Raw genomic sequence first — 15,621 nt, forward strand, 5'->3', positions numbered from 1 at the left:
CACTGATACGAGAAAATTCGCGCCGTTCACAGGCCCTTCCGGGGCTGCGCGGCCGGCGGTACACTCGCGGGCGCATGAGTCGCAGCACCCAGCTCGCCGTCGGCGAAGTCGCCCCCGACTTCAGCCTGCAGGACCAGGACGGCCGCACCGTCGCCCTCGCCGATCTCCTCAAGGAGCGCTGCGTGGTCCTCTACTTCTATCCGAAGGACGACACGCCCGGCTGCACCGTCGAGGCCTGCAGCTTCCGCGACAGCTACACCGTGTTCGCCGACGCCGGCGCCGAGGTCGTGGGCATCAGCAGCGACGGCGTCGAGGCGCACAAGGCCTTCGCGGCCAAGCACAACCTGCCGTTTCGCCTGCTCAGCGATCGCGGCGGGGCGGTGCGGGCCAACTACGGCGTGAAGAAGACGCTCGGCCTCATCGACGGCCGCGTCACCTTCATCATCGACCGCGGCGGCGTGGTGCGGCACGTGTTCTCGTCGCAGGTCCGGCCCAAGAAGCACGTGGCCGAGGCCCTCGAGATCGTGCGTAGTCTCGCATCCGCTTGAGCTCGGTGAGCATGCTCCACTCGGGTCGGTGTCTTTTGCCCCCACCCCCTGGGGCCCCCCTGGCGAACCGGGGAAGGTAGGCTGTACGGGGTGTAGGGGTGGCCTGGAACGATGTCCGGCCATCCCTCAACAAACCTTCAGTGTGATGCATGCCCGCAGGGCGCCGGTGGCACCGTCCCCCAAGACGGACCATGGTTGACCGAACGTCGAGCGCGGCGCCCGCAGCCCAGCGCGGCTCGACGCAGGAGACACAGCCATGAGCCTCTTTGCCAACATCGAACACCTGGCGGCCGCCCCGGGCGTCGTCGCCGTCACGATCGACTCACCCAACCACCCTCGGGGATTCCGCGGCGTCGACAGCTGGTCGCCCGTCCTGGACGCCTCGCTGCAGCTGTTCGGCCAGACCGGGGAGGACACCATCCGCCTCGTCATCGGCCAGCACACGGTCATCATCCAGAAGGAGCACGGCGACACGGTCGCCGTCGTGTTGCCCACCGGGCACGCGATCGCCAAGTCGCTCCGGCGGATGATCCGCCGCCTCGCGAAGAAGGAGCGCGGTCCGGTCACGACCGCGCGAGCGCCGCAGGCGCCGACCGAGCAGCCCTCGGCCGGCACTTCCGAGCCCTCGCCGCTCGATCGACCGGAGGCTGCCTGACAGAGGCCCTCTGGGCCTTCTGGACCCCACCGCGCGGGCCTTTTGGCGCGCGCCTCCGCTCGGAGTGCGTGATGGGCGCACCTGGAACGAGTCGCCCTCCGAGCGGCGATCACGTCTGACGTGTCTCTTTCGACAGGTCGCGTGACCTGTCCTCAAGCACCACCGGACGCTCCCTGGCCGTCTGGACCCCGAGCCCATCGGGCCAACACACCCTCCCGACGCGGCGCAGCCCACGACCTCGTGGCCTGCGCCGCGCTGCTATCATCCGGCGCGTGCGACTCGCCGTGCTCGCCCTCGCCGTGCTCGTGTGCGCCTGCGGTGCGCACGACGACGCCCCGCCGATCGAGGTCAAGCCGGACCCGAGCTTGACGCTGCCGCCGATCGCCCGCGACCGCGACCCGACCACGCGCCCGCCCGGCACCGACCCGGCCGACGCGATGACGCTGCACTTTATCGACATCGGCCAGGGCGACGCGACCCTGCTCGAGTTCCCGTGCGGCGCGGCGCTGATCGACACCGGCGGCGAGAAGAACGAGCTCTACGACGGCGAGGCCGCGCTCTACGCCTACCTCGACGCCTTCTTCGCCCGCCGCGCCGATCTCAATCGCACCCTCGACCTGCTGCTCATCACCCACCCGCACATCGACCACAACCGCGGCGCCCTCGGCGTGCTGGGGCGCTACACCGTCAAGAACGTGGTCGACAACGGCGCCGACGCCCCGCACAGCCACAACGACGGCACCGAGGACCCGGGCGCGACCCAGCAGATGGCCGTGCACGCGTGGCTGCGCGACCACCCCGACAAGAACGTGCAGTACCTCGCCATCGGCGCCGGCGACGTGCCCGCCGAGGGCCTCCACAATCCGATCGTCGACTCGATCGGCAGCTGCGCCCGCGCGCCCACCGACCCCAAGCTGACCGCCCTGTGGGGCACCGTCACCCACGACGTCGACACCTACGGGGACAACCCCAACAACCACAGCGTGGTCGTCCGCGTCGACTACGGCGAGGCCTCGGCGCTGTTCACCGGCGACCTCGAGCTCATCGGCCTCAGCCGGCTGGCCGACCGCTACGAGAAGCACCCGGAGCTGCTCGACGTCGACATCTACCAGGTCGGCCACCACGGCAGTAAGAACGCCACCATTCACTACCAGATGGCCCTGATGAGCCCGCGCGTGGCCGTGATCTCGATGGGCCCGTACGAGCGGAACATCCCCTGGACCGCCCGCAAGTACGGCCACCCGCACATCGTCGCGCTGGAGCACCTCGTGCATCCGGAGTACGGCGTCCGCGGCCGCCGCGCCCCCACGCAGGCGATGGTCGGCTTCCGCGGCGCCTATCAAGACAAGGTCACCGAGATCTTCCAGCGCCGCACGATCGACCGCGCGATCTACGGGACCGGCTGGGACGGAACCGTGGTGATCGCGGCCCACGCCAACGGCTGGCTCGACGTCAAAACGCTCGGCCGCTGACCGCGGCAGGGTCGGGACCCCGCTGGTCGCCCCCGACGCCGACGGCTGGCTCGACGTCAAAACCCTCTGTCGCTGACCGCGCCGGGGTCATCACCCGGGCTTTCGGATCGCCGCTCCCCGTCGGCCTATGCCGCAGACCACACGCGGGCGGACGCTCGCCGGCCGCGCCGACGCGCCTTGCCGCCCGCCGGTCCGCTCGCGCATAGTCCCCCGCATGCCCGGCCACGAGCACGTCCACGGCCCCGACTGCGACCACGACCACGACCACGATCACGATCACGGCCACGTCCACGGGCCCGACTGCGACCACGACCACGGCCCCGCGCCCTACGTCCGCACCGCCCCGAAGATCGGCCGCAACGACCCCTGCCCGTGCGGCAGCGGCAAGAAGTACAAGAAGTGCCACGACGCCTGAGCGGCTGCGCCTGAGGACATGCCTCCCGGCGCATGTCCCGAAGGACACGTCCTCGCCGGCCGCCCGCACCGCGCCGCGCTCGCTTCGCGCCAGGGTTTTGCCCCGCCCGCGGGCCGCTGCTCGCGGCCGGCGAGTACGGCGACGGACGCTCTCCCGTGGCGCGATGAAGGCGACGACATCGCCGCGGGCGCCCAGTACGGCGACGGACGACGCATCGGCCGTGCTCTCCAGCGGCGCGATGAAGGCGACGACATCGCCGCGGGCGGCCAGTACGGCGACGGACGACGCGTCGGCCGTGCTCTCCCGCGGCGCGATGAAGGCGACGACATCGCCGCGGGCGGCCAGTACGGCGACGGACGACGCGTCGGCCGTGCTCTCCCGCGGCGCGATGAAGGCGACGACATCGCCGCGGGCGCCGGATTCACCTGTCCGATCGGCCATCCGCTGCGTCGCCCGTCCGCCTCGCCGCAGACGGCTCGACCCGCGCCGCGCTCGCTCCGCGCCGGGCCTCCGCCGGGCCCGCTTCGACATGTCTCTCGTGACATGTCCGAACGACCAGAATCGGAAGCGCCGCGCTCGCTACGCTCCGCCACGGGCTGCCCGATCGCCCGGCCCCGCGCCGCGCTCGCGTCGCGCCGGCCTGCGCCGCGCTCGCTTCGACATGTCCCTCGTGACATGTCCCATCCGCCAGTACCCTGCGCCGCGCTCGCGTCGCGCCGGCATGCGCCGCGCTCGCTTCGACATGTCCCTCGTGACATGTCCCGTCCGCCAATGCTCCGCGCCGCGCTCGCGTCGCGCCCGGGCCTCGTCCGGCCGCACCGCGCCGCGCTCGCCTCGACCTGTCCCTCGTGACACGTCTTGTACAGAGCTACCGCTCGCACGCTCGCATCGCGCCAAGAATTTAGCCGCCTCGCGCCGCGCTCGCCCGACCCGTCCTGCGGCAGCCATGCCCGCCGCCCCCTCATCCGCCCTCGCATCGCGCCCAGGCGCCCCGCGCCGAGTTCTCCGCCTCGCACCGCGACATGTCCCATCGGACATATCCCTGGATGATTGATTAGAACGTCCTCAATCCAGCGGCTCGCCGTCGTCCGGCGGCTCGAACAGCATCGGCGCCTCGTCGCCCTCGATCACCGCCCGGCCCCGGCCGCCGCGCTTGGCGTCGATCAGCGCCGCCTCGGCCTCGGAGAACAGCACCGACATCTCGTGGTTGTCGCGCGGCCACAGCGACCCGCCGGCGCTGAGCGAGACGCCCATGCCGAGGCCCAGCGTGCCGACGCGGCGGGCGATCGCCAGCACCTGCTCGTGGGTCGTGTCGGTCACCAGCACCGCGAACGCGTCGCCGGTGAGGCGGGCGACGATGTCGTGCGAGCGCAGCGTCGAGCGCAGCATGACCCCGACCTGCTGCAGCAGCTCGTCGCCGGCCTTGTGCCCGCGGGCCAGGTTGACCCGCTGCAGGTGGTCGACGTCGAACAGCAGCAGCGCGCACTGCGAGCCGAGCCGCTGGGCCCGCGACTGCTCGTCGGCCATGCGCGTCTCGAACTCGCGGCGGTTGAACAGCCCCGTCAGCTCGTCGTGGCGGGCCAGCGTCTCCACGCTCTCGCGCAGCCGCAGGTTCTCCGACGCCAGCGCCGCGGTGTCGAGCAGGAAGCCGATGAACTCGCGCGCCTGCGGGTCGATCGGCGCGCGCCCGTACGGGTCGTCGGCGACCACGATCCCGAGCACCTTGTCGCGCAGGCGGAACGCCGCGACCAGGAACTCGCCCGGCGGCTCCAGGGCCGCCAGCGCCGGGTTCATCGGCCGCTCGCGGGAGAAGAGCAGCGGCCCGCTCGCCGCCAGCGCCTGCCCGATCTCGTCGCCCGGGTCGGTCGTCACGTCGACCGCGATCGTGCGCACGAATTCTCGTAGCGCGGCTCCGTCGTCTCGACCTCCGCGATCCGCTGCTCGAGCGACAGGCCCGACGTCGCCCGCGCCGCCTCGCCCGCGTCGGCCGGCCCGATCGCCGACTCTCCGACCAGCGCCCGCCCGTCCTCGTCGTACACGAACAGCGCCGCCCGGCTGAACCCCAGGGCCAGCCCCGAGGTCATCCCGATCAGCAGGATCGTGCGCAGCCGGTCGATGCTGCCCGTCTCGAGCATCGCCCGGGTCAGCCGCCGCAGCGCCTCCTGCCGCGGCGACTCGCGCGCGAAGCGCTCGAGCGCCCCGGCGGCCTCGTCGGCCTCGAGCAGGCTCTGCGCGACCCGTCGGGCGAGCGCGGGGATCCCTTCGGCCAGCTCGGCTGTCCCGAGGACCAGGTCCTTCATGCCATGGATGAAGCGCACCTTCGATCCGGCCGCGCTCATGCGGGCCCCGACCAGCCGCAACGACGCCCCGTGGCTCGCGAGCCGCAACAGTTGCAGCGCCAGCGGAGGCGCGTCCTCGGCCGGCGCCTCGACCTCGAGCGCGAGCGGCACGGCCAGCCGCTCGAAGAGGGTCCGGAGATCGTGCGGCACGTCGACCGCACGCACGGCCGTCGCCAGAGCCTCGGGGATCCCGCTGAACGCTGGGTCGGACATTGGCCCCGCGATGCTGGCAAAAGCCCCGCAGGCCAGCAACGGGCGCGGACGCGCATCTGCGCGCTTGAGCGGCTCGCGCGGCCACCGGCGCGGATTTGTCCGCGCCCGGCGCGGGCCGATCACCCCGCGTGGCGCGCGCGCGCGAACGCTCGCAGGGCCTCGGGCGCCGAACCCGTGATCACCGCGTCCGCCACCAGCTCGCCGATCGCCGGCGCGAACTTGAAGCCGTGCCCCGAGAACCCGCCGGCCACCCACACGCGCCTGTCCCCGGGGACATGGTCGATCACGAAGTCGGTCGACGGCGTGCAGGTGTAGAGGCACACCGCCGCGTGGACGAACTCGCCCCGCCCCGCCGGCAGGTACTCGGCGAGGAACGCGTCGAGCGGCGCGAGATCGGCCGGGTGGATCGCGCGGTCGACCCGCTCGGGGTCGACCGGCGCCTCGGCCGCCCCGACCTCCGGCGGCGGCACGTGGCACGCCACCTTGAAGCCGGTCACCCCCTCGTGCCCGTACGGGAACCCGTACACGAAGCCCCCCGGCCCGAACGAGGCCCACACCGGCATCGCCGCCAGGCGCTCGAGCTCCCGCGGCTCGGGCCGCGTCCACGCCAGCACCCGCCGCAGCACCTTCAGCTTGCCCGGCATGAACCCCGGCAACAGCCCCGGCAGGTACGCCCCCGCCGTCACCACCACGTGGTCGGCCGGCAGCAGCGTCCCCTCCTCGAGCAGCACCCGCGGCCGCTCGCCGAGCGCGACCTCGCGGACGCGCACGCCCGTCCGCCAATCTGTCCCGAGGGACATGGCCTCTCGTTTTAGCGCTTCGAGACATGGCCCAACGCGCAGGTACCCACCCGACGGTGTGAAGCAGGCCGTCCACCCGTCGGGCACCGCGATCGGGAAGCGCTCGCGGGCCGCGGCCGCGCCCATCAATTCGTGCTCGACCTCCGCCGACACGCAGGCCGCGATCGCGTCCTGGTAGTCGGGGTCGTCCTCCGGCCCGAACTCGACCATCCCGGTGCGCACCAGCAGCGCCTCGCCGGCCTTCTCGCCGAGCGCCTGCCACAGCGCGTCGGCGCGGCGGACCAGCGGCACGTAGCCTGCCCCTCGTGGTACGACTCGCGGATGATGCGGGTGTAGCCGGAGTGGCTGCCGAGCTCGTGCACGTGCGAGAAGCGCTCGAGCACCGTGACCTCGGCCCCGCGGGCGGCCAGCGCCCACGCGGTCGCCGAGCCCATCGTACCGCCGCCGACGACGATGACTTTCGGCCCGCGCATCGCCTCTACTCCTTGGCCACGAAGCCGTACACGTCGGGCCCGCGCAGCGGCGGCAGGGCCGTCTTGCGGATCATCAGCGTGCGCACCGCCCACAGCTCGCGGAACACCCGGTAACGCAGCGCCGTCTGCTCGAGGTAGTCGACGCCCGCCGAGCCGCCCGTGCCGGTGCGGCGGCCGATCACCCGCTCGACCATCCGCGCGTGCCGCTGCCGGAAGATCACGAACGCCTGCTCGAGCTCCACCAGCCCGTCGAGCACCTCGCGCGGCCAGGCCAGCAGCGGCAGCTCGCGGTAGCTCTCGATGAACAGCAGCGCCGCCCGCACCCGCGCCACCCGCAGGCGATCCTCCTCTGGCACCTCCTCCGCCAGCAGGAACTCGCGCGCCTTGACCCGCTCTTGCTTGTAGCGCTCCTCGATCCGCCGCCGGTCGGCCTCGCCGGGCGCCGAGTCGCGCACCAAAATCATCGCCTCCTCGGCCTCGATCGCCTGCGCCTTGAGGTAGTTCTCGACGAACCGGCGCACGTTCTCCGTGTCGCCCTCCTGCTCCGGCGTCGAGCCCTGGATCGGCGTGCGGTGCAGCCACTCGTTGATCGACTCGAGCAGCGTCGGCACGTCCTTGAGCCGCGCCTCGACCCGCTTCGACGCCGGCGACGGCCGCCCGTCGGGGTAGCGGAGCGCCCGCAGATAGCTGTTGTCGTGGCCGAGCGGGATCCGGTCGTCCACCTTCAGGCCCATGATGATCTCGATCTCCCGCAGCTGCGCCGACTGGAACCCGCTCGCCGGGCTCAACTTGTCGCGGAAGCCGAGATAGTCGCGGGTCGTCATCGTCTCCATCAGCCGGAAGTGATGCGCCACCTGGTCGAACAACAAGGCCGTGCGGCGGATGCCGCGGACCGCGTCGGACAGCGACTGCTCGCGCACCTTCTCCTGCGCGAACAATCCCGCACGCGCACCAGCTCCCGGATCGCCAGCTTGAACCACAGCTCGTCGATCTGGTGGATGGTGATGAACATCACCTCGTCGTTCTCGAGCTCCGCCTCGTCGGGTTCGACGCCCGTCTGCAGCGACAGCAGCTCCTCGAGCTTGATGTAATCCCAGTAGAGGGTCGCCTTCTCGCCCATAGGCCGCGAAAGCTACGCCGTGTCGCGCTCGCCCGGCAACGTCCGGCCGCGTGAGGCGCCGCCCGCGTGCTGCACGGGCGCCTCGAACCACCGCGCCGGAGGTCCGTCTGGATCTCCGGGCACCGGCAGCTCTGCCTCTTGCAGCTCCACCGTGCTCAGCACCGTCACGTGCGGCGTTCCGCGGGCCAGCAGCAGCGCGAACACCGGCCGCGCCCGCGGTGAACAGACCACGATCGGCGGCGGCCCGTCCTCGTTTCGCCCGCCGGCAACATCGTTCTGCAGCACGCGCCGGCGCCACGTCTGCCGCGAGCGGGCGTCGAGCCCCAGCCGCAGCCCGCGCTCGCCGCTCACCGCTCGCGACAGCAGCGCCGCCTCCGCGTCGCTCACCGGCCGCGTCCATGTCACCGCCCCCACGCGGGCATGCGCCGCCACCACCTCGTGCACCCAGTGCGGCGCCAACCGCTCGCGCAGCGCCGCCAGCCAGCGGCTCCGCTCGCCCGCCTGGCGCAGCAGCGGCTCCGACGCGACCGCGTCGAGCAGCGCCGCGAACTGCGGCAGCGGCACCCGCTCGCGCAGCAGCCCGCGCGTCAGCTCGAGCAGCGCCGCCGGCCCCACCGCCGCCACCACCTCGCGGGTGACCGCCGGCTCGCGCGCGTGGTGGGCCTCCAGCGCCGCCGCGATCGTGTCCAGGTCGACCAGCGCGTCCGCCCCGCGCATCACCGCCCGAAACACCGCCGTGACGATCCTGTCCTCACGGTCATGCCCCATCGGACCTGCCCTATCGACCCTGTCTATTCGAGCATGCTCCGACTCGCCGGGCGCCGCCCCCGATCGACCCTCCGTCTCGCCCCGGTTCATCTGCCCCGCCTCGCCTGCCGCTCCTTCCGCGTCCCCATGACCTGTCCACAAAGCCAGACCGATCCCCCGCTCCGCCGAACTCCCCGCCCCGCCCGACCGCTGACATGACCGAATAGACAGGTCACTCCCCGCTCCGCCGAACTCCTGCCTCGCCCGCCGCTGCTTCTCCCGACCTCTGGCCTGCCCGAACAGTCAGGTCAATCCCCTGCTCCGCCAGGCTCCCCGCCTCTCCCTCCCCGATCGCTGACCTGCCCGAACAGTCAGGTCACTCCCCCGCTCCGCCTCGCCCGCGCCCTCTCCCGACCGCTGACCTGCTCGAACAGTCACGTCGCTCCCCGCCGCCCCACCTAAATCCTCCGGCGCGCTCAGCACTCGCTCGCCGAGCCGCACCGTGAAGCTCGGTCCCGCCGTCACCACGATCGGCGGCACCTCCACGCCGAGCGCCCCGCTGCAGCGCCGCCGCAGCTCGGCCAGCGGCCGGCGCAGCGCCTGCATGTCCTTTTCGTCATGTCCCGGGAGACAGACCACGATCCGCCGGACCGGCCCTCGCCGTCGCCGCGTCCACCACGCCAGCGCCCCCAGCCCGGCCGCAGTGAGCCCGAACGCGGCCGTCGGCATCCCCGGCGCCAGCGCCAGCCCGGCCAGAAGCCCCGCCGGGGCCGCCAGCAGCCCCGGGGACCACCACGCCGCGCGGCGCGGCGCCGGCTCCTCGCGGTCGACCCGCGCCACCAGCAGCGCCCCCGCCAGCCCGACCAGCAGCGCAGGCACCTGCGCCAGCAGCCCGTCGCCGATCGCCAGCCGCCCGTACAGCTCGAGCGCCGTCGACAGGCCGAGCCCGTCGCGCAGCCCCACCGCCACCCCGCCGACGATGTTGATGCTCGTGAGCACGAGGCCGAGGATCGCGTCGCCGCGGATGAACTTCGCCGCGCCGTCCATCGCCCCGTAGAAGTTCGAGCGCTCACGCAGGCGGGCCCGCAGCCGCGACGCCTCGGCCGCCGAGATCGCCCCTGCCCGCAGGTCGGCCTCGATCGCCGCCTGGTGCCCGGGCAGGCCGTCGAGCGCGAAGCGGGCCGCGACCTCGGCGATGCGCTCGCCGCCGCGGGCCACCACCACGAACTGCACCACCGTCACGATCGCGAACACCACCGCCCCGACCAGCAGGTCGCCCTGGATCACCAGCGTCGAGAACGCCGCGATCACCTCGCCCGCGTCGGCGTCGGCCAGGATCAGGCGCGTCGTCGTCACGTTGAGCGCCATCCGCGTCAGCGTCATCAGCAGGACGAGCCGCGGGAACCCCAGCAGCTCGCGCTGCGCCGCGCCGTCACACCGGCCACCAGCGCGGTCACCGAGCCCGCGAAGCTCAGCGTCAGCAGCAGGTCGACCAGCCAGCGCGGCAGCGGCAACAGCGCGCACACGACCGCCGCCAGCACCCACAGCACCAGCCCGTAGCCCGGCAGAACCGCCCAGAAATCCTGTCCGGAGCCCACGGCTCGGCCGATGCGCATTGCCGCACAGGCTAGCCGCGCGCGAACGCGCGCCAAGATCGGCAAGTGTTCAGTGCGATTTCGCCCCTCGCGCGCCGCGGATCACACCGTGCTCGCGTCGGGCAGCGGCTCGCTCGACGAGCACGCCGCCGTCCTCTCCGCGCTCGCGCAACGACACCCGCGCGGTCACTCGACTTCGATGCAGTACAGCCGGAACTTGCTCGTGCAGATCCGCGGCGTGCAGGCCGTCCAGTTGCCGTCGTTCGCCCCGAACGAGCCCATCAACCCCTGCACCACGTCGGTCTGCCAGTCGCCGCAGGTCTCTGCGCCGGTCATGCCGTCGACCTGGGTGCCGGTCCACACGCCGTCGTTGCTGGTGGCGCACGGCTCCATGAGCCACGCGATCGGTATGCCCTGCTCGGTCACGTTGATCATGCCCTTCAGCGCGCCGGTCTCGAAGGCCGTCGAATTGGTCGCCACCGGCGTGCCGCCGACCATCACGTACTCGCCGGTGTAGCTGCCGATGCGATCGATCGCGTTCGTCCGACCGTCCGACAGCCACGCCCTGTACGTGCGATCCTTGACCGTCGCGACCTGCGACGCCTTCGCCAGCGTGTTGCAGGCGTCGTCGGCGAGGTCGAGCGAGCCGACCTCCATGCCCGAGTACGACGCGCTGGTGAGGAACACGAACCGCTTCTTCTTGTCGGGCATCTCCGCGGTGCACAGGGCGCTGCAGCCGTCGCCGTCGCTCAGGTTGCCGTCGTCGCACTCCTCCACCGGCGGATCGATCGTCCCGTCTCCGCACACTGCCACGCCGGTATCGTCGGTCGTCGTCGTGCCAGGGGTCGGGTCGATCGTCGTCGTCACCGGCTCGGTCGACGTCACCGGCTCGGTCGTCGACGTGGTCGTCGTCTCCGTCGCGCCGATCGACGTCACCGTGCTGGCCGGCTCGGTCGTCGGCGCGTCGCTGGTGCTCGTCGCGCTCGTCGTCGTCTCCGACTGCGTCGTCCCTGTCGTCGCGGCGCTCGTCTCGCTGCTCGTCGCGCTGCCGTCGATCCCGGACGGCGAGAAGCACCCCGAGGAGGCGAGGACGACCATCAGGACCTGCGACCGCGCGAAGGACATCGGCCGCACTCTACTCGACGCCCGTCGCCCTGCACCAGGGCCGTGACCGCCGAGCCACGCTCGTGGCGGACCCGCGCCCGGGCCTCAGGCAGGCGCGCGCCAGACCCCGCGCAACGCCAGCGTCGCCGGCGGCTGCACGGCCTCATGGTGCAGCTTGCCGAACAGCTGGAACAAGTTGAACACCACCAGCGTCGCGAACGCGCCCAGCTTGCTCACCGTCCCGAACACCGGCGGCCACAGGCACAGCGCGGTGCAGGCCGCCGCGATCGCCGGCAGCCCGACCACCAGCCCGGCCGTCAGCGCGATCACCTTGCGTCGCCATTCTCGCGGGTCGAATTCGGCGATCAGCGGACCACCTGGCCCTTGGGACAGCCACACCCGATCACCTGTCCCGATGGACACCTCGACCGCGCGCGCCCACCCGGCCGCGCGGATCGCCGGGGCCCGCGCGGCCGCGAACGCCTCCGCGCCGGCGCAGGCCGCCGCCGCCCGCTGACGCGCCCGCCCGACCCACACCGTCCCGCCGGCCAGCCCGACCCGCTCGGACCCGACCGCCACCACCCCGCCGAGCACCTCGGCCTCGTACGCGCGGTCGTGGAACCAGATCGCCGCGTCTCCCTTCGAGCGCCCGACCTGGCGCACCCGGTGGATCGCCGCCTGTCCCTCGGGACCTGTCCCTTCGACCACCACGCCGGCCCGCGCCCGCGCCCCCCAGCGCCGCACCAGCCGGGCGCACTCGCCCCAGGCCGCCGCCGCGATCAGCAGCGTGTTGAGCCAGAAGATCGCCAGCGCCGCGTACGCCAGCAGGGCCGGGAAGCCGGTCACGCCGCCGCCCCTTCCGGCCCCGACTGCTCGCGCGCCGCCTGCTGCTCGGCCGCCGCGCGCCGCTCGGCCCGCGCCGCTCGCTCCGCATCGCCGCCGTCGCGCGCGCGCATCACGGGCCGCCGCCGCGGCAGCACGAACGTGCGCAGCAGGTACAGCACCATGCTCGGCTCGTCGAGCCGCGGCTCGATGCGCGGCGCCACTTCACGGCGGTGGGCCTCGGCCAGCTCGGTCCAGTGCAGCCCGGCGCGGTTGTGGTGGATCGTGTGGTAGCCGTTGTTGCACATGATCCAGTTGAACCACCGGCCGACGAAGTTGCGCGAGTGGTTGTACTCGCTCGACGGGTCGGTCGCGTCGTGCTGGATCAGGTTGATGCGCAGGATGCAGCGCGCGCCGTACAGCTGCGGCAGGGCGATGAACAGCAGCGCCCCCCAGAAGTCGTACAGCAGCGCCGCCCCGGTCAGCCCGAAGGCGACCACGAGCTCGGTCATGTACTGGCGCGTAAACCCCTGCTGCTTCGTCACCTGGGCCCAGCGGCCGACCCCGGCGAACGTGTTGGGCCCGGCGATGTTGGGGAAGTGGATCAGGTTGAGCAGGTGCCAGCGGAACGCCACGTGCGACGGGTCGGCCCAGTCGGGCTGGCCGTCGTCGGCGAAGTGGTGGTGCACCAGGTTGTGCGCCGGCACGTTGGCCGAGGCCGGGTAGAGCGCGCCGAAGCTGAGCACACCGCGCCAGATCAGGTTGAGCCGCTGCGAGTGGAAGATCCCGCGGTGCATGTGATTGTGGATCACGACCGCGTTGAGGAAGCTCAGCAGGCACGTCAGCGCGAACGGCAGCGGGTGGCGCCAGGCCGGCACGAAGTACATCAGGCCCATCAGGCCCAGGTACGCGCCGACGATCCCGACCTGCCGCCACTCGGCCGGATGGCGCACGAGCCAGGTCTCGCGCTCGCGCTCGCGCTCGTGCGCAGCCGGCTTCGCACCGGCGGCTTCGCCCTGAGAGACCATCGCCGCGGCACCATACTGCGCGCGCCGGACGGCCTCAATCTCCGCGCGCGTGGGGACAATCTCGACGCGCCCCGGCGCGCGTGATATCCCTGCCCCCGCGCCCGTCCGCGCCCGTCCGCACCGTGACCGCTCACACCGGCATCGCCACCAACCTGTCCACGTGGCTCACCGCGCAGCCCTCGGTCCAGTACCGCAGGAACCCGTGGTTTTACTTTCTGTACGACGGCGCGTACCTGCTGGCCTTCCTCGCCCTCGACGCCTGGATCCTCGCCACCGGGCAGGGGCCGCTGGTCCAGTGGCAGTGGTGGTACCTGGCCCTGCTGCCGGTCGTCATCTACGTCCACATCCTGCTCAACGTCTTCATCCACAACTGCTGCCACGGCAACTTCCCGCGGGCGATCAACCGCCTGATCGGCGAGATCGCCGGCGTCCTGGTGATCACCCGCTACGCCTCGTGGGAGATCATCCACCAGCGTCATCACCGCTACTCCGACGACCCGGAGCGTGACCCGCACCACGTGATGCCGAACTTCTGGCGCTTCCTCGCCCGGACGATGCTCGTCAACGTCGAGAAGCAGCTGCAGAACCAGGCCTACGACCAGTTCGGCGACACCCCCGAGATGCGCCGCCGCGAGCAGCTGCGCAGCGTGCTCAGCTTCTCGGTGATGATCCCGCTCAACCTCGCGTTCTGGCTGCTGCTCGGCCCCGAGGCGTTCGTGTTCCTGTTCCTGCCGGCCCAGGCCGTCGGCTGGGTCCACGTCGCCCACTTCAACTGGGCCACCCACAACGCCCACTCGCCGACCGGCGACTACAAGCCCGTCAACCTCGACCACGGCCTCTACTGGCTCGGCAACCGCATCTGGTTCGGCCTCTACATGCACGCCAACCACCACAAGCGGGCCAACATCTTCAACCCGGCCAAGATGGACGAGGTCCTGGCCCGCCGCGCCGCCGCCCGCGCGCAGTGAGCGGCTGACCTCTCGGGCATGCTCTCCGAGCATGCCCGTTCGCGCATGCTCTGAAGGACATGCCCTTCGGGACATGGCCCTCAGGCCACGACGGGCACGCCGTGGCCGGCCTCGTCGGTCAGCACCTCGAAGGCGGCGCGATCGCTGCGCAGCTCGATCGCCTGCTGCCCCGGCCGGCGCAGCCGCAGCTCGCAGCGGGCGATCTTGCTGTTGAGGCAGGTCTTGACCCCGCCGGGCGGGTTGCCGTACGCGAGCCCGACGAAGGCCGCGCGCGGGGCCCAGATCCGCGCCTCCACGGCGACCTCGCGCGTCTGCGACGCCAGCCGCCACTCGAACTCGGGCCCGCCGATCGCCACCTCGCCGCGGGCCCGCACCGCCTGCCACAGCGAGTTGAGGGCGAACTGCTCGCCCTCGTGGCGCAGCACCAGCAGCGTCATCGGCGGCGTCCACAGCGGCCCGAACTTCAGCCGCGCCGTCGCGCACTCGAGGAAGCTGTCCGGCGCGCCGTCGAAGCCGGCGACCTGGCCCCACGCGTAGCGGTCGGTGTGGCGCGCGCCCCAGTTGTGCGACTGGCTGCCGACCCACCCGTCGATCGCGTGCGCCTCGCCGTCGACCGTGATCGTGCCGGTGAACGCCGCGTTCGGCGAACCCACCAGCGACTTGGCCTTGGGGAACCCGCCGGCGTAGAGGTTGGCCGGCAGCAACAGCAGCGGCGGCTCGGGGCTCTCGTAGGTCAGCTCCCACGCGAACGCGTGCGCGGCCCCGACGGCCGCCCCACGCAGCCCGCGGTCATCGAGCGTGGCCTCGCCGACGCGCACGTCCAGGCGATCGCGGGCGAACGCGCAGCGCTCCCACGGCACGACCTGCTTGGCCGCGGCGACGACCCCGCGCTCGCCGTCGAACCAGATCGCCCACAGCTCGCCGACCGCTCGCTCTGGCTGTCCTTTGGGACAGAACACGGTGTAGCGGATCCACCACGCCAGCGGCCGCGTCGGATGGTTGGCCCGCTGAAAGTAGCTCTCGTAGTGCCCCGCGTTCGCAGCGGGATCGAAGCGGCAGGCGTTCCAGCGGTCGCGGTCGACGGGCACGGCGTGAGCGTGCCGCGAGCGCTCGCCGCTGTCCACGGCCGCAGCACCGTCACGTTCCGGCTCGCCGGGCGAGAGCCGCGTCCATGTCGTCCGAAGTGTCGCCGGCATCGCGTCGCCGCCTTCGTGGGCCCGTGTCTTCGGCGCCCGCGACAGCGACGAACGCCGCCGCCCACGCGCCGATGACCGCCGTGTCATCGAGGCGTCGCATACACCGATCGCCGCGTCGACGCTCCT

The 15,621-nt window shown here is 72.3% G+C and carries 15 protein-coding genes and 2 pseudogenes; 6 read left to right on the forward strand and 11 right to left on the reverse strand.

The window, feature by feature from the left end:
• Positions 1–74 precede the first annotated feature (74 nt).
• The 4 genes from OV079_RS26810 (at position 75) to OV079_RS26825 (ending at position 3,090) form a co-directional block, all read left to right on the forward strand.
• A complete protein-coding gene (locus tag OV079_RS26810) occupies positions 75–548 on the forward strand; it encodes a peroxiredoxin (protein WP_267771767.1) in 474 nt (157 codons plus the stop codon).
• Positions 549–804: 256 nt separating this feature from the next.
• The gene (locus OV079_RS26815) at positions 805–1,203 is read left to right on the forward strand and encodes a hypothetical protein (protein ID WP_267710242.1); all 399 of its coding nucleotides are present in this window, start codon (positions 805–807) and stop codon (positions 1,201–1,203) included.
• A gap of 272 nt (positions 1,204–1,475) precedes the next feature.
• Positions 1,476–2,675 (forward strand): ComEC/Rec2 family competence protein, encoded by a 1,200-nt coding sequence (locus tag OV079_RS26820; protein WP_267771768.1) that lies wholly within the window; start codon positions 1,476–1,478, stop codon positions 2,673–2,675.
• Positions 2,676–2,889: 214 nt separating this feature from the next.
• A complete protein-coding gene (locus tag OV079_RS26825) occupies positions 2,890–3,090 on the forward strand; it encodes an SEC-C metal-binding domain-containing protein (protein ID WP_267771769.1) in 201 nt (66 codons plus the stop codon).
• Positions 3,091–4,155: 1,065 nt separating this feature from the next.
• Here the strand turns inward: OV079_RS26825 and OV079_RS26830 are convergent.
• The 8 genes and pseudogenes from OV079_RS26830 to OV079_RS26870 all read right to left on the reverse strand — a co-directional run bounded on the left by OV079_RS26830 (position 4,156) and on the right by OV079_RS26870 (position 11,190).
• Positions 4,156–4,983 (reverse strand): GGDEF domain-containing protein, encoded by an 828-nt coding sequence (locus OV079_RS26830; protein WP_267771770.1) that lies wholly within the window; start codon positions 4,981–4,983, stop codon positions 4,156–4,158.
• Entirely contained in the window at positions 4,959–5,642 is a 684-nt protein-coding gene (locus tag OV079_RS26835) for a hypothetical protein (protein WP_267771771.1), read from the reverse strand. Before OV079_RS26835 ends, OV079_RS26830 begins: the two co-directional genes overlap by 25 nt.
• Before the next feature lie 119 nt (positions 5,643–5,761).
• Positions 5,762–6,915 (reverse strand): annotated as a pseudogene (gene solA, locus OV079_RS26840) (N-methyl-L-tryptophan oxidase).
• A 5-nt stretch (positions 6,916–6,920) separates the two neighbouring features.
• Positions 6,921–8,035, reverse strand: a pseudogene (locus OV079_RS26845) (tryptophan 2,3-dioxygenase family protein).
• 12 nt (positions 8,036–8,047) lie between these two features.
• Positions 8,048–8,893, reverse strand: a complete 846-nt coding sequence (locus OV079_RS26855) for an FHIPEP family type III secretion protein (RefSeq protein ID WP_267771775.1) — start codon at positions 8,891–8,893, stop codon at positions 8,048–8,050.
• Positions 8,894–9,085: 192 nt separating this feature from the next.
• The gene (locus OV079_RS26860; protein ID WP_267771776.1) at positions 9,086–10,165 is read right to left on the reverse strand and encodes an FHIPEP family type III secretion protein; all 1,080 of its coding nucleotides are present in this window, start codon (positions 10,163–10,165) and stop codon (positions 9,086–9,088) included.
• Positions 10,165–10,380 (reverse strand): hypothetical protein, encoded by a 216-nt coding sequence (locus tag OV079_RS26865; protein ID WP_267771777.1) that lies wholly within the window; start codon positions 10,378–10,380, stop codon positions 10,165–10,167. Before OV079_RS26865 ends, OV079_RS26860 begins: the two co-directional genes overlap by 1 nt.
• 183 nt (positions 10,381–10,563) lie before the next feature.
• On the reverse strand, positions 10,564–11,190 hold the full coding sequence (locus OV079_RS26870; protein ID WP_267771778.1) for a DUF4215 domain-containing protein: 627 nt from the start codon (positions 11,188–11,190) through the stop codon (positions 10,564–10,566).
• Positions 11,191–11,212: 22 nt separating this feature from the next.
• Between OV079_RS26870 and OV079_RS56250 the strand changes: the two genes are divergently transcribed.
• Positions 11,213–11,548, forward strand: coding sequence for a hypothetical protein (locus OV079_RS56250; RefSeq protein WP_267771779.1), 336 nt, complete (start codon positions 11,213–11,215; stop codon positions 11,546–11,548).
• A 38-nt stretch (positions 11,549–11,586) separates the two neighbouring features.
• Here OV079_RS56250 and OV079_RS26880 read toward each other — a convergent pair whose 3' ends face one another.
• Positions 11,587–12,327 carry a hypothetical protein gene (locus OV079_RS26880; RefSeq protein ID WP_267771780.1) on the reverse strand — a complete coding sequence of 247 codons (741 nt, stop codon included), beginning with the start codon at positions 12,325–12,327 and terminating at the stop codon, positions 11,587–11,589.
• Positions 12,324–13,331: a fatty acid desaturase family protein gene (locus tag OV079_RS26885; protein WP_267771781.1), complete on the reverse strand. Its 1,008-nt coding sequence runs from the start codon at positions 13,329–13,331 to the stop codon at positions 12,324–12,326. Before OV079_RS26885 ends, OV079_RS26880 begins: the two co-directional genes overlap by 4 nt.
• Before the next feature lie 122 nt (positions 13,332–13,453).
• Here OV079_RS26885 and OV079_RS26890 point away from each other — a divergent pair, with 122 nt between their 5' ends.
• The gene (locus tag OV079_RS26890) at positions 13,454–14,299 is read left to right on the forward strand and encodes a fatty acid desaturase family protein (protein WP_267771782.1); all 846 of its coding nucleotides are present in this window, start codon (positions 13,454–13,456) and stop codon (positions 14,297–14,299) included.
• A gap of 80 nt (positions 14,300–14,379) precedes the next feature.
• Here OV079_RS26890 and OV079_RS26895 read toward each other — a convergent pair whose 3' ends face one another.
• Entirely contained in the window at positions 14,380–15,387 is a 1,008-nt protein-coding gene (locus OV079_RS26895; protein WP_267771783.1) for a hypothetical protein, read from the reverse strand.
• Positions 15,388–15,621 lie beyond the last annotated feature (234 nt).

The sequence above is a fragment of the Nannocystis pusilla genome (assembly GCF_026626665.1).
Lineage (GTDB): Bacteria > Myxococcota_A > Polyangia > Nannocystales > Nannocystaceae > Nannocystis > Nannocystis pusilla.

Coding starts and splice junctions, on each gene's coding strand:
- OV079_RS26855 (WP_267771775.1), bottom strand. CDS start 8,893: ATGAACCGGGGCGAGACGGAGGGTCGATCGGGGGCGGCGCCCGGCGAG.
- OV079_RS26825 (WP_267771769.1), top strand. CDS start 2,890: ATGCCCGGCCACGAGCACGTCCACGGCCCCGACTGCGACCACGACCAC.
- OV079_RS26815 (WP_267710242.1), top strand. CDS start 805: ATGAGCCTCTTTGCCAACATCGAACACCTGGCGGCCGCCCCGGGCGTC.
- OV079_RS26860 (WP_267771776.1), bottom strand. CDS start 10,165: ATGACGCTGACGCGGATGGCGCTCAACGTGACGACGACGCGCCTGATC.
- OV079_RS26810 (WP_267771767.1), top strand. CDS start 75: ATGAGTCGCAGCACCCAGCTCGCCGTCGGCGAAGTCGCCCCCGACTTC.
- OV079_RS26885 (WP_267771781.1), bottom strand. CDS start 13,331: ATGGTCTCTCAGGGCGAAGCCGCCGGTGCGAAGCCGGCTGCGCACGAG.
- OV079_RS26835 (WP_267771771.1), bottom strand. CDS start 5,642: ATGTCCGACCCAGCGTTCAGCGGGATCCCCGAGGCTCTGGCGACGGCC.